At 71.6% G+C, this 13,540-nt stretch carries 12 protein-coding genes; 5 read left to right on the top strand and 7 right to left on the bottom strand.

Features of this window, described 5'->3' with window-relative positions; all coding sequences use genetic code 11:
• Positions 1–497 precede the first annotated feature (497 nt).
• The 5 genes from ACZ6TB_RS15110 to ACZ6TB_RS15090 form a co-directional block, all read right to left on the bottom strand.
• Positions 498–1,619: an MFS transporter gene (locus ACZ6TB_RS15110; RefSeq protein WP_465554576.1), complete on the bottom strand. Its 1,122-nt coding sequence runs from the start codon at positions 1,617–1,619 to the stop codon at positions 498–500.
• Positions 1,619–2,875: an FAD-dependent oxidoreductase gene (locus ACZ6TB_RS15105; RefSeq protein WP_465554574.1), complete on the bottom strand. Its 1,257-nt coding sequence runs from the start codon at positions 2,873–2,875 to the stop codon at positions 1,619–1,621. The genes ACZ6TB_RS15110 and ACZ6TB_RS15105 overlap by 1 nt, the downstream gene beginning before the upstream one ends.
• 16 nt (positions 2,876–2,891) lie before the next feature.
• Positions 2,892–3,398 (bottom strand): GNAT family N-acetyltransferase, encoded by a 507-nt coding sequence (locus tag ACZ6TB_RS15100; protein WP_465554572.1) that lies wholly within the window; start codon positions 3,396–3,398, stop codon positions 2,892–2,894.
• Complete coding sequence (locus ACZ6TB_RS15095; protein WP_465554570.1) at positions 3,395–3,724, bottom strand: ArsR/SmtB family transcription factor; 330 nt, start codon at positions 3,722–3,724, stop codon at positions 3,395–3,397. Before ACZ6TB_RS15095 ends, ACZ6TB_RS15100 begins: the two co-directional genes overlap by 4 nt.
• Before the next feature lie 65 nt (positions 3,725–3,789).
• A complete protein-coding gene (locus ACZ6TB_RS15090; RefSeq protein ID WP_465554566.1) occupies positions 3,790–4,038 on the bottom strand; it encodes a hypothetical protein in 249 nt (82 codons plus the stop codon).
• A 101-nt stretch (positions 4,039–4,139) separates the two neighbouring features.
• Here ACZ6TB_RS15090 and ACZ6TB_RS15085 point away from each other — a divergent pair, with 101 nt between their 5' ends.
• Genes ACZ6TB_RS15085 through ACZ6TB_RS15065 form a run of 5 tightly spaced genes read left to right on the top strand, consistent with a single transcriptional unit; the run spans position 4,140 to position 8,162 of the window.
• A complete protein-coding gene (locus ACZ6TB_RS15085; RefSeq protein ID WP_465554564.1) occupies positions 4,140–4,496 on the top strand; it encodes an ArsR/SmtB family transcription factor in 357 nt (118 codons plus the stop codon).
• The gene (locus ACZ6TB_RS15080; protein WP_465554562.1) at positions 4,493–4,918 is read left to right on the top strand and encodes an aquaporin; all 426 of its coding nucleotides are present in this window, start codon (positions 4,493–4,495) and stop codon (positions 4,916–4,918) included. The genes ACZ6TB_RS15085 and ACZ6TB_RS15080 overlap by 4 nt, the downstream gene beginning before the upstream one ends.
• Entirely contained in the window at positions 4,918–5,301 is a 384-nt protein-coding gene (locus ACZ6TB_RS15075) for a hypothetical protein (protein WP_465554560.1), read from the top strand. The genes ACZ6TB_RS15080 and ACZ6TB_RS15075 overlap by 1 nt, the downstream gene beginning before the upstream one ends.
• Positions 5,298–5,717, top strand: coding sequence for an arsenate reductase ArsC (locus tag ACZ6TB_RS15070; RefSeq protein WP_465554558.1), 420 nt, complete (start codon positions 5,298–5,300; stop codon positions 5,715–5,717). Before ACZ6TB_RS15075 ends, ACZ6TB_RS15070 begins: the two co-directional genes overlap by 4 nt.
• 57 nt (positions 5,718–5,774) lie before the next feature.
• Positions 5,775–8,162: a putative bifunctional diguanylate cyclase/phosphodiesterase gene (locus ACZ6TB_RS15065; protein WP_465554556.1), complete on the top strand. Its 2,388-nt coding sequence runs from the start codon at positions 5,775–5,777 to the stop codon at positions 8,160–8,162.
• On the opposite strand, the gene pulA is transcribed toward ACZ6TB_RS15065, so the two are convergent.
• A complete protein-coding gene (gene pulA, locus ACZ6TB_RS15060) occupies positions 8,159–11,029 on the bottom strand; it encodes a pullulanase-type alpha-1,6-glucosidase (protein WP_465554645.1) in 2,871 nt (956 codons plus the stop codon). The genes ACZ6TB_RS15065 and pulA overlap by 4 nt on opposite strands.
• A 3-nt stretch (positions 11,030–11,032) precedes the next feature.
• A complete protein-coding gene (locus tag ACZ6TB_RS15055) occupies positions 11,033–13,528 on the bottom strand; it encodes an alpha-amylase family glycosyl hydrolase (RefSeq protein ID WP_465554554.1) in 2,496 nt (831 codons plus the stop codon).
• Positions 13,529–13,540: the final 12 nt, after the last annotated feature.

The following is a 13,540-nucleotide window of genomic DNA, read 5'->3' as shown; positions in this document are numbered from 1 at the left end:
CCGCAGCAAGCGACTTCGCACTGCCCCGCAGCAAGCGACTTCGCACTGCCCCGCAGCAAGCGACTTCGCACTGCCCCGCAGCAAGCGACTTCGCACTGCCCCGCAGCAAGCGACTTCGCACTGCCCCGCAGCAAGCGACTTCGCACCGCCCCAACCCCGCGGCCAGCAGCTTCGCACCGCGCAATGAGCCGCTCAGCGGACAGCCGCAGCGCCCTGGCGTTGTGGATAGCCGCGGCAAGATGTCGTACCCCCGGCGTAGTCTCGCCCCACCCAGTGAACGGGGTGGGTGAGTAACCAGGTCGGGTCGACTGCGGGCATGCGGCAACCGCCCTAAGCGCACGGCGCACTCTCTCGCCAGAATCCCGGCAGCCACGCGCCCACCACATGGCGCAGCGGCAGCCACACGGCACCCCGGGCAGCCACACGGCACCCCGGGCAGCCACACGGCATCCCGGCAACCACGCGCGACCAAATTCGCCGCCGCCCGGGCAACTCGCTCACACCAGGATTGCCCCTGCGGCCAGCACGCACAGCCCTCCGATCACCCCCAACATCGGCACATACCCGAAAAATGCGTACATCACCGCCGCACCCAGCGGTGCGGTCGCCTTGGCCAACGTAACCGGTGCGGCCAAAGCGCCGGCGATGCTGCCGTAAGCGCCCGTGCCGTATCGCTCGGCGAGCAGCGCGGGCACGGCGAGACTCGCCACGCCGAAACCGATGCCGAAACAGACCACCGCCACGACCGAGCCGCCCTCCGATCGGGCCGCCCACGGCAGGCAGAACGCGGCTACGGCCTGGACGGCGAAGACCGCGGCGACCACCCGCAGCAGGGGCAACCGGCGCTGAGCTCCCGTGAGCACCAGACGCCCGGTCACCGACAGCACGCCGAGCAGGCCGGCCACCGTCGCCGCGAAGGTCGCCGGATGGCCCCTGCTCACCAGGAAGCCGACCAGGTGCACGGTCATCGCGCTCATCGCCGCCGCGTGTGCGACGAACGCGACCGCCAGCCAGCGGAAACGGGAGTCGCGGAGGGCCGCCCGCCGGGGCGTGGACGAAGCCACGGGGGCCGCCGGCGCGCGCCGCACGACGGCCGCGTGCAGCGGGGCCGCGATCAACCCGTACCCGAGGCCGAGCACCACCAGCGCCGCCCGCCAGCCGAAGCGTTCCTCGAGCAACCCGGTCAGCGGCATGAAGATCGTGCTGGCGAAGCCGGCCACCACGATCATCGCCAGCAGCGCCCGCCGGCGGCGCTCGGCGTCGAACCAGGAGACCACCACGGCGGTGGCCGCGTCGTACAGCGACATCGCCATCGCCGCGCCGAGGGCCGCGAACACCAGGTACAGCTGCCACACCGTCCGCACCTGCGACCAGGCCACGAGCAGCGCCGCCCCGGCCAGCGACCCGGCCGTCATCAGCGCCCGGCCGCCGTGCCGGTCGAGCCACCGGCCCACCGGCACGGCCATCGCCGCCCACGCGAGGACGGCCGTGGTCAGGGCGCCGGTCACCGCCGTCGGCGAGACGTGCAGGTCGGCGGCCATCGGATGGAGCAGCACCGCGAAGCTGTAGTACAGACAGCCGTACCCGATGGTCTGTGTGATCGCGAAGGTGACGACCATCAGCCGCAGCAGCCACCCCCGGCGGACACGACGGTGAGCGCGCTGCTGCAGACGCCGGTCTCGGGCAGATCGAGCCGCACGTCGCGCGCCGCCGCCCAGTCCCCGGCCAGCGCCGCCACCACCGACCGGGCCTGCTCGTACCCGGTGGCCAGCAGGAACGTCGGCGCCCGGCCGTAGGACTTCACGCCGACGGCGTAGTAGTCCCGCTCCGGGTGGGCCAGCTCGCCGGCGCCGTGCGGCGGAACCGTTCCGCAGGAGTGCTCGTTGGGGTCGATCAGCGGCGCGAGGGCCCGGGTCGAGCCCAGGATCGGGTCGAGGTCGAGCCGCAGCTCGGAGACGATCGTGTGGTCGGGGCGGAAGCCGGTCGCCGCGACGATCCGGTCCACGACGACCGTGCGGCCGCCGCCGGACACCTCCACACCGTCTTCCCCCGGCGCGATCCGCCCGATGCCGAAGCCGGTCAGCAGCCCGATCGCCCCCGACTCGACCTGCGTCCGCAGCCGGGCGCCCAGCCTTCCCCGGGCCGGCAGCGCGTCGGCCGCCTCGCCGCCGTAGGTGCTGACCGGGGAGCCCGAGCGGATCGCCCAGGTCACGGTGCTTCCGAGCTCGGCCAGCGCCAGCAGCGTGTTCGCGGCCGAATGCCCGGCGCCCACGACCAGCACGCGACGACCCGCGAACAGCTCACGGTCGCGGCCCAAGACATCCGGAAGGGCATTGCTGACGTACGCCGCGGCGCTGCTCTCGCCGAGCGCGGGTATCCCCGAGGCGCCCAGCACGTTCGGCGTGTTCCAGGTGCCGGACGCGTCGATCACCGCGCGGGCCAGGACGTCGTCGCCGTCGCCGAGCCGGATCAGGAACGGCCTCTCGTCGCGGCCGGCGGTCCGCAACCGGTCGACGCCGTCCCGTGTGACCGCCACGACCCGGGCGCCGTAGCGGATGTGCGGCCGGAGCGCGGGCAGGCCGGCGAGCGGCCGGAGGTAGTCGTCGACGAGCTCGTCCCCGGTGGGCAGGCCGTCGTCGTCCGGCCGCGGCCACCCGGCGCCGGCGAGCAGCTTGGCGGCGGCGGTGTCGATGTTGTACCGCCAGGGCGAGAACAGCCGCACATGTCCCCACTCCCGGACGGAAGCGGCCGACGCGTCGCCGGCCTCGAGGACGAGGAACGGCAGGCCGCGCTCGGCGAGGTGGGCGGCGGCGGCCAGGCCGACGGGGCCGGCGCCGATGACGGCGACGGGCAGGTGATCGAGCGGGGTGGTCACGAGAGGTCTCCCGGTGTCAGTCGATGTGCGGGCTGCGGCGTTCGATGAACACGACGTCGCGCCAGCGGTTGCCATGGGCGAGGTGCCGGCCGACCCGCTCGCGGACGCCGACCGTGCGGAACCCGGCGGCGCGGTGCAGGGCGAGGCTGGCGGTGTTCTCGGGGAAGATGCCGGACTGGATCGTCCAGATCCCGGCCCGTTCGGTGGTGATGATCAGCGCGCCGAGCAGGGCCCGGCCGACGCCGCGCCCGCGGGCGTCGGCGTCGACGTAGACGGAGTGCTCGACCACGCCGGCGTAGACGGCGCGACCGGACACGGCCGAGATCGCCGCCCAGCCGAGCACGTGGCCGTCGTCGCCGACGGCGACCAGGCGATGCTCCGGCAGCTTGCCGGCGTCGAACGCGGCCCACGAGGGCGCGGTGTGCTCGAAGCTGGCATTCCCGGTGTCCATGCCGGCCTGGTAGATGGCCAGAACCGCGCCGGCGTCGGCGGCGGTCATCGCCCGGATCGTCACGTCGCTCATGCGCAGGCCCCGGGCGCGACCGGGACCGGGCGGCCCATCACGACGTCGGCCGCCGACGGGAAGCAGCCGACGCAGGCGTCGTTGATCCGGTAGTGCCGGGCGTTGCCGACGGCCTCCACCAGCACGAACCGCACCTCGGCCAGGATCTTCAGGTGCTGCGACACGGTGGACTGGGCCAACCCGGCCGCGGCGACGATCTCGCCCACCGGCATCGGCCGCCCTTGCCGCGCGAGGTACTCCACGATCTGCACCCGCGACGGGTCGGCCAGCGCCCGGAACCAGGACGCATACGTCTCCGCGATCCCCCGATCGAGCAGGTCGGCCACGGTCCACCCTCTTCATCGTCTATCGCCGATCAACGATGAGAGCATACCGGGGTCGAGGCCCGTGGTCATCCGCAGCAGCCCTGGCCGGCGGCGACCGCCGTGGATTTGGCGGCGCCGCCGCAGCACGAGCCCTCGGCGACGGCCTCGTCCTCGGTGCCGCAGCACGAAGTGTTGGGTGCCGGCTCCCGCACGGCGACCGCGACGGCGACGGCGCTCGGTGCCGGACCCCCGCAGCACCCGCCGGCCGCGGTCAGCGCGTCGGCCGGGTCACCGGCGAAGCCGCCGGTGGTCGGGCTGGTGGTGGTGTCGTTCATTCGTAGCTCCCGATGTGAGGTGCGGTTTCGACAACCGTTGGATTCGACGAATGTCGAAACCGAGGTTTGCACACGGTTTCGATGTATGTCAACCTCGACGCATGTCGAATCCAGGGGCGGTCGAGACGCCCTGTTGCGAGCCGATGGCGGTGCAGCGGGTCGGGCGCACCGCGGCCGCCGAGCTCGCGCCCGCGTTCAAGGCCCTCGGCGACCCCGTCCGGCTCCAGCTGATGTCGATGATCGCGTCGGCCCCCGGCGGCGAGATCTGCGTGTGCGACCTGACCCCGGCGTTCGAGGTCTCCGGCTCGACGATCTCCCACCACCTGAAGACCCTGCGCGACGCCGGCCTGGTCGACGCCGAGCGCCGGGCGAGCTGGGTCTACTACCGGGCCCGCCCGGGCCTGATGCGCCAGCTGGCCACCCTCCTCACCCCGGCCCGGGACGGCGCCGACGCGTGACGATCCACCCCATCGCCCTCCGGCGGCGGCTTCTGGCCGAGTTCACCGGTACGGCGCTGCTGGCCACCGCCGTCGTCGGCTCCGGGATCATGGCCGCCACGCTCTCGCCCGGGGACGTCGGCCTTCAGCTTCTGGAGAACTCGGTGGCCACCGCGCTCGCGCTCGGCGCGCTCATCCTGATTTTCGGCCCGGTCTCGGGGGCGCATCTCAACCCGGTGGTGTCGGCCGCCGACTGGTTTCTCGGGAGCCGAAGCGGCCGAAGCGGCCGAAGCGGCCGAAGCGGCCGAAGCGGCCGAAGCGGCCGAGACGGCCGAAGCGGCCGAAGCCGCCGAAGCGGCGCCGGGCTGACCGCGACCGAGCTGGGCGGCTACGTCGCGGCCCAGGTCGCGGGGCGGTCGGCGGGACGGTCCTGGCCAACCTGATGTTCGGCCTCCACGCGGTTGCCTGGTCGCACCGGCAACGAGCCGCGGGGCACCTGTGGCTGGGCGAGGTCGTCGCCACCGCCAGACTGGTCCTGCTCGTCTTCGCGCTGGCCCGCTCCGGTCGCGCCGCCGCCGCGCCCGCGGCCGTGGGCGCCTACATCGGGGCCGCGTACTGGTTCACGTCGTCGACCAGCTTCGCCAACCCGGCCGTCACCATCGGCCGCGCCTTCACCGACACGTTCGCGGGCATCGCCCCGGCGTCGGTGCCTGGGTTCGTCGCCGCCCAGTTCGTGGGGCTGCTCGTCGGCGCCGGGCTGCTTCTCGCGCTCTATCCGGTCGCCACCGGCCACCCCGTTTCCCCGATCCCGGAGGAGATCCGATGAATCACCGGCCCCGCGTTCTCTTCGTCTGCGTGCACAACGCCGGGCGGTCGCAGATGGCCGCCGGCTGGCTGCGGCATCTCGGCGGTGACCGGGTCGAGGTGCGGTCCGCCGGCAGCGAGCCGGCCGAGCGCGTCAACCCCGCCGCCGTCGAGGCCATGCGCGAGGTCGGGATCGACATCACCGGCCGGGTGCCGGCGATGCTCGAGTACGAGACGGCGCAGGAGTCCGACGTCATCGTCACGATGGGCTGCGGCGACGCCTGCCCGGTCTTCCCGGGCAAGCGGTACGAGGACTGGAAGCTCGACGACCCCGCCGGCCTCGGTGTCGACGCCGTCCGGCCGATCCGGGACGAGATCCGGCGCCGGGTCGAGGGGCTGCTGGCCGAGCTGCTCCCAATGGGCGATTTGGGCGAATAACTGCTCATCCCCCGCCCGGCCCGGCCGATCAGGAGATCGGGAGACGGGACGGGCGGGATGAACGTTAGGCACAAGCTGCTGGGCGCGTTTCTGGCGGCGGCCGCCATCGCGATGACGACCGGCGCGGTCGTGCTGCACGCCGACGCGACCGCCGCGGAGCAGGCGGCGATCAGCGAGGCCGAGCAGGTCGCCCGCGGCATCGCCAAGGACGTCGCCTTCGGCCTTCCCGCCGACACGGCCGGTGAGCGTCCCACCTCGCTGATGTACAACAAGGTCGCGCTCAGCGCCTACCTCACGCGGCTGCACGACCTCCAGGGCCGCGACATCGTCGTGATCGACCAGAACGACATCATCCTGGCCGACGCCGTGCCGGGAAACGTCGGACTGCGGTTCGAGGAGGACGACGCCGACCAGGTGAGCAAGACCATCGCCGACGGCCGCTCCCGGATCTTCATCGAGCGGAGCGCCGACTACCCGGACGGCATCCAGCAGGTGGTGGTTCCGCTCACCGGGCCGGCGGACGCCATCAAGGGCGCCGTCGTGCTCGAGTACACCCCGCTCTACGAGCAGATGGTCGCCGCCACCGCCGGCGCCCGGAAAATCATCATCGCGGCCGTGGTGATCAGCGTGCTGCTGGTGCTGCTCATCGGCCTGGTCATCGCCGGCTCGATCACCAAGCGGATCAACTCGTTGACCCGGGCCGTGCAGGTGATCCGGGACGGGGACTACACGCGACGGGTCGCGCTCAAGGGCCGCGACGAGATCGGCCGGCTCGGGCAGGCCTTCGACGACATGGCCCTGCGGCTGGAACGGTCGGACCGGGAGATCCTGGCCAAGGAGTACACCGACAGCATCCTGGCCAACGCCGGCGAGGGCATCTGCGGCGTCGACGCGAACGGCCGGATCATGTTCGCCAACGCCGCGGCCGGGCGGATCACCGGCCTCGGGGTGGACGGCCTGCTCGGCGAGGACTCGCGGGTGGTCTTCCCGGACGCCGAGACCGATCACGAGGGCACCCTCCAGCGACCGGACGGCACCGCCCTCCAGGTGGCCTACTCGGTGAGCCCGATCGCCAAGGGCGGCGGCGCGGTGGTCGTGCTGCGGGACGTGAGCCGGCAGCGCGCGCTCGAGTACGACCTGCGCCACCAGGCCCTGCACGACGGGCTGACCGGCCTGCCCAACCGCAAGCTGTTCCTCGACCGGCTCGAGCACGCGATGGCCCGCGCCCGCGCCACCGACGAGGCCGCGGCCGTGCTCTACCTCGACCTCGACGGGTTCAAGAAGGTCAACGACAGCCTCGGCCACACCGCCGGCGACCTGCTGCTGCGCACCACGGCCGAGCGGCTGACCGCGGCGCTGCGCCCGCACGACACGGTGGCCCGGCTCGGCGGCGACGAGTTCGCCGTGCTGCTCGAGACGGCCGATCTGGTCACGGTCCAGGCCCTCGCGCAGGCCTGCCTCGACGCCCTGACCCACCCGTTCCTCGTGCACGAGCGGAAGGCGGTCGTGTCGGTGAGCGTCGGCGTGGTGCCGGGCGTGGCCGGTTACAGCGACGCCGAGGAGGTGCTGCGCAACGCGGACGTGGCCATGTACGCGGCCAAGGCCGACGGCAAGGGCTGCTACCGGTTCTTCGAGAGCCGGATGCACGAGCAGTTGCTCGACAAGCTCGACTGCGAGTCCCGGCTGCGCGACGCAGTGCACGGCGGCGAGCTGCGGCTGCACCTGCAGCCCGTGGTCGAGCTCGGCAGCCGCCGGGTCGCGGGTGTGGAGGCGCTGGTGCGCTGGGCCGACCCCGAGCGCGGCCTTCAGCAGCCGGGCGCGTTCATCCCGCTGGCCGAGGAGACCGGGCTGATCGTGGAGATCGACCGGTGGGTGCTCTTCGAGGCCTGCCGCGCGGTCAAGGACTGGCAGGACCGGAACCCGAACGCCTCGCCGGCCTGGGTCAGCGTGAACCTGTCGGCCGCGAACCTCGAGGTCGTCGATCTGACCGACCGGGTGGCGTACGCGCTGGCCACCTCCGGCCTCTCGCCCCATTGCCTGGTGCTGGAGCTGACCGAGACCGTCCTGATGCGCGACATCGCGGTCACCTCGGCCCGGCTCGAGGAGCTGCGCGAGCTCGGCGTCAAGGTGGCGATCGACGACTTCGGCACCGGGTACTCGTCGCTCGGCTATCTGCGCGACATCCCGGTCGACGTGCTGAAGGTGGACCGCTCGTTCATCACCGGCATGGAGACCAACGCGCGGCAGCAGGAGCTGGTCAGCGCCGTGGTGCAGCTCGGGCACACGCTCGGCCTCAAGGTGGTCACCGAGGGCGTGGAGACCGAGGAGCAGCTGCAGCTGCTGACCCGGATGAACTGCCGGTACGCCCAGGGCTACCACCTGGGACGGCCGGAGCCGGCCGAGCAGCTCATCGAGCGCCTGGCCGGCTCCGCACTGATCAACTAACTCTCGACGAACACCGACACCGTACGGGCGGGGACGGTGAACGTTCCGGTCGAGCTCGCGAACGACGCCGAGCGGGTGACCGGGTCGGCCGAGGCCCGCTGGACGGGATGCAGGGCGACCCGCTTCCCGGCCAGCGCGGCCACGGTCGGGGAGGTTGCCGCCGAGGTGGCGTTGAAGACCACGGTCACCGACTTCCAGTTCCGGTCGATTCCCCGTCCGTCCAGAGTCATCGTGATGACCCCCGGGGTCTCGGCCGTTCCGGAGAGCGGGAACGACAGGCGCTTCTGCACCTCGGCGGCGGTCGCGAGGCCGAAGACCGGCGAGGAGCGGCGGATGCGCAGCAGCTCCTGGTAGGTCGTGTCGGCCTGGTTGATGTCGGCGCAGCCCGGGACCAGCGAGGCATCCGCGAGCAGCGGCCGGGCATATGACCATTTGTCCGAGTTATCGGCGGCGGGCGGCAAGCCACGACCGAAGCCGTTGCCCGCGGAACAGTCCCAGATGATCTGGTTGAACCAGTCCCCCGAGTTGAACGAGTTGCGGTCCAGTGACTTGGACCGGAGGCGGGGCGATCCGGCGGCCACGAACCCGACCCCCTGTCCGAGAGCGGTCGCGGCGAGCGCCACGGTCTGCATCCGGGCCCGGGCGGACGCCGGCGTCGACTGCGGCAACTTGTACGCCAACGCGTCGTACAGGATCTCGTTGTCGTGCGCGTCCACATAGGTGATCGCGTCCGCCGGCTCGGCCGTGTACCCGGCCGGCGACCCGTTGTAGTCCACCTGCGACCCGGTCACCGTGGCGCCCGAGCTGTCGGTGAACCGGTACGACGCGAGGTTGCCGCTGAGCCCCACCTTGATCAGGTCCTGGTAGTGCAGCAGCCGCGCCTTCTGCTCGGCCGGCGTCCCGTTGGCCGCGTCCCCGTTCGGGTCAGTGTAGAGACCGGACGCGAAGCCCTGGATCCGCGGGTCGGCGTCGAACGGGCCGCCGCCGCGCACCGCGTCCCGGAGCCGGTCGTTGAACGTCCCGATCCCGGTGCCCGCCATGGTGGCCTGGGTGGCCTGCACGAACCGGGCGTTGCCGGCCACCTCGCCGAAGTCCCAGCCCTCGCCGTACACGTAGATGTTCTTGCCGTCCACGCCGTCGCGGGCGAGCGTGAGCTTGTCGAGGGCCGCGCGCACCGCCAGGATGTTCGCCTTCGGGTGGTGGCCCATCAGGTCGAAGCGGAAACCATCGATCTTGTACGCCTTGGCCCAGGTCACGATCGAGTCGACGACGAGCTTGCCCATCATCGCGTTCTCCGGGGCCGTGTTGGCGCAGCACGTCGAGTTGGCGACCGAGCCGTCGGCGAGCAGCCGCTGGTAGTAGCCCGGCACGATCTGGTCGAGCACCGACTTGGGGTCGGTGCCGGCCGCCGACGTGTGGTTGTAGACGACGTCCATCACCACGCGCAGCCCGGCCTTGTTGATCCCCGAGACCATGTCCCGGAACTCGCGCGTCCGGTCGGACGGGTCGACCGCGTAGCCGCCCTCGGGCGTCGTGTAGTGCAGCGGGTCGTAGCCCCAGTTGTAGCCGTCGGAACCGGCGACCGCGGTGACGCAGGCCTGCTGCTGGTCGGAGTCCGGCGGCAGCGCGGCCAGGTCGCAGGCGGGCTGCTGCTGGTCGGCCCGGTTCTCCGGGATCGTCGCGAAGTCGAAGACCGGCAGCAGGTGCAGGTGGGTGACGCCGGCCTTGGCCAGCGTCGAGAGCTCCTTCATCCCGGTGGTGTCCGGGTCGGTGAACGCCTCGTAGGTGCCGCGCGACGCGGCCGGCACCGAGCCGTCGGCCATCGAGAAGTCCCGTACCGACAGCTCCGAGATCTGAATCTTGGTGGGAGCGGTGGCGGCCGGCTTGCGCAGGGCGGACCAGCCGGCCGGCGCGAGCGACGGGTCGGTCAGGTCGACGATCCGGCTCAGCTTCGAGTCGGTCGAGAGCCCGAGCGAGTACGGGTCGGTGACCGCCGCCGTGACGATCTTGCCGGCCGCCGGCTGCCAGGCCGTCACCCGGTAGGTGTAGTACTTGCCCTTCCAGGAGGCCGGGCCGCGCACCGACCAGACGCCGGTGCGGTCGTCCCGCCGCATCGCCACGGTCTGCGGCGATGCGGTCGGCGAGTCGTAGAGCTGGAGGTCGACGGTCCGCGCGGTCGGCGCCCAGACCGAGAGCGTGCTGCCGACCGGCCCGAGCCGCGCGTCAGTCGCCGCCGAGTAGACGTCGTCGAGCACGCCCGCGGTCTGCACGCCGGTGGCCGAGAGCAGCTTCCCGGCCGCGTCGCGCTCGGTCACCACGACATGCCCACGCAAGATGTTCGAAATGTCGCCATAAGCTAGCTTGAAGGCGTCGTACTGCCACAGATGCGGGAATTTCGTGCGCTGCGCCTCGGTAAGCCCATCCCGCCGGGCGGAAAGCGAAATTTCCGAATAAGTCCCGGTCAGCTCCCCGTCGGCGACGCCGATCCCGCCACCAGGCGAGTAAACGAGGGCGTACTTCTTACCGTCGGTGGCGTCGGACGGCTTCCAGGCGATCGTCGACCGGTCGATCCAGACCGCCGACGACTTGGCCAGGTCGACGATCCCGGCCCCACCGGCCTTCTTCACCGGCGGCGCCAGGCGATCGGCGACGCCGGCGAGCAGCCACACCTCGCGACCGGCCGCCGCGAAATCGAGCCGCTGATCATCGGGCAGGTCCTTGGTGTCTCCCTTGTGGATGATGTAGCTGAGCCCGGTCGCCCCCGCCGCCAGCGGCACGCGGAACGTCACGCCGTAGGAGTCGGTCGCGGCCGGTTGCAGCGGCGAGCCCCAGTCGGTGCCGGTCGCCGCGCCGTCCCAGACGTGCAGCCCCTAGCCCGAGTAGTCCCCGTCGGCCCGGCGGTAGTGGATGATCGCCGTGTTCTGGTCCTGGGCCGGGTAGTCGAAGCTGGTGCTCACAGCCGGGTCGCCCTGCTTGAGCCAGACCTCGGGGTTCTTGGACGGGTCGAGCGACCGGTCGCTCTCGGTGTCCTTGACCCCGTCCTTGCTGACCACGATGAAGCCCACGTTCTTGGCGCCGGGCTTCAACTTCACGTAGGCGAATTTCCCGTACGCGTCGACGCCCGTGAACGGCTGCCCGGCCGGCCAGGTGGTGGCCATCGAGTCGTCGACGTCGCCCCAGACGTACAGGCCCCAGTTGTCGTAGTCTCCGGCCGGCCGCTGGTAGTGCACGATCGCGTAGTCGGGGCTGGTCGAGACGACCGGCGTGCCGACCCCGATCGTGCGGGTGGCCGAGGCGAGCCGGCCCCTGCTGTCACGCACGACCGCTTTGTACCGCACGACCGTGCCCCCGGCCAGGCCGTCCAGGTCGTGGTAGACGGTGTACGGGGCGTGGGTCGCGGTGCCCACGAGCTTCCACGGTCCGTCGCCGACCTGGGCCGCGACCGTGACGGTGGCGAGCGGGTCGCCGGTGACGTCCGCGGTGACCGCCGCCCGGGTCGGCACGAGCGCGCCGTCCGCCGGCGAGGCGATGGTGATGGTCGGGGCGGCGCCCACGGCCAGGGCCGCGTCGGCGCGCAGCACCAGGGTGGACAGCGCCGGGACGGTGACGGTCAGCTTCCCGCCGGCCGCCTGCGAGGCGCCGGACCCGCCGTAGATGGTCTTGAACGACGCCGAGGAGACGTCGAAGGTGACCGTCTGCGTGGTCGTGGCGCTGTTGGCGGCCACCACGTACTCGGTCCGCTTGTCGTCGAAGCGGGAAACCGCGAAGACGCCGGGCCCGGCCGCCGAATAGCGCGTGACCTGCGAGCCGTCGGTCAGGGCCGGGTTGGCCTTGCGCAGGGCGGCGAGCGAGGCGATCGTCCGGTACAGCGGGTGCCGGGTGTTGTAGTTGTCGACCGCGTGCGTGCGGTCGGTGCCGATCAGGTCGTCGTCGAGGTAGTCCGCGGTCTTCGAGGCGAACATGTCCTGCCGGGCGTCCTTGTCGCCGCCCGGGCCGGTGAAGCCCTGCTCGTCGCCGGAGTAGACGACCGGCTGCCCGCGGGTCAGGAACATCAGCTCGTGCGCGAGCTCGTCCCGCTTCAGATACGTCTCCGGGGAAGCGCCGCTGGACTCGATGAACGAGCCGATCCGGCCCATGTCGTGGTTGCCGAGGAAGGTCGGCAGCCGGTCGGCGCCGGTGTCGCGGGCGGTGTAGAGCGCGTCCTTGGCGTACACGTCGGCGACCGACTGGGCCGAGCCGGCGCCGGTCACGAAGTTCTTGGCCGCGTCCTGGAAGGAGAAGTCGAGGGTCGCGGGCAGCCCGCCCTCGCGGACGTAGGTGGACTCGATCTCCTGGTCGGCGCTGTAGACCTCGCCGAACATGAAGAAGTCCTTCTTGCCGGCCCGGTCGGCGGCGGCCTTGATGCCGGCGCTGAACTGCGGCCAGAAGTCGAGGTCGGCGTGCTTGACGGTGTCGAGGCGGTAGCCGTCGATGCCGGTGGCGCCGATCCAGTCGGCGTAGATCTTCGTCATGCCCTTGACCACCTCGGGACGCTCGGTCCACAGGTCGTCGAGGCCGTAGAAGTCGCCGTACTCCGCGTTCTCGCCGGCGAACGTCGAGTTGCCGCGGTTGTGGTACATCGTCGGGTCGTTCAGCCAGCCCGGCACCTTGACCGTTCTGTCCGCAGTGGACGGGAACACCGGCGTGTACGGGAACGAAGCGGCCGAGACCGACGGGAAGCCGTTCTTGCCGTCGGAGTAGTTGCGGTCCTCGAAGGCGCGGCCCTGCGAATCGACAAACGGCGAGGTGGATTTGTCCACGTAGTCGTACTTGTTCTCGGCGTTCTGGATCACGTCGGCGGTGTGGTTGACGATGATGTCCAGGTAGATCTTCATGCCCCGCCGGTGCGCGAGCTGCACCAGCTTCTTGAGGTCGGCGTTGGTGCCGAAGTGCGGGTCGACCTGGGTGAAGTCGGTGATCCAGTAGCCGTGGTAGCCGGCCGAGATGTCGCTGCCGCTGCCCTGCACGGGCCGGTTCTTGAAGACCGGGGCGAGCCAGATCGCGGTCGTGCCGAGCCCCTGGATGTAGTCGAGCTTGTCGATCACGCCGGCCAGGTCGCCACCGTGGTAGAAGCCCTTGTCGGTGGGGTCGTAGCCGGTCTGGAGCCGGTCGCCCTTCAGGCCGCCCTTGTCGTTGGACTTGTCGCCGTCGGCGAACCGGTCCGGCAGGACGAAGTAGTACTGCTCCGACGTGCCGAGCCGGTCGGCGCCCCAGTGCGCGATCGCCGCGTCGCTCGGCGGCAGCGGGGCGGTACGGGCCTGGGACTGCGCCTGGGCGGGCACGGCGACGAGGAAGGGAAGAGCAAGGCTGAGGACGGCGGCTAACAATCGCCGTCTCCG

This window comes from Actinoplanes sp. NPDC051537, assembly GCF_055586105.1.
This window is presented reverse-complemented; position numbering and strand designations above follow the sequence as displayed.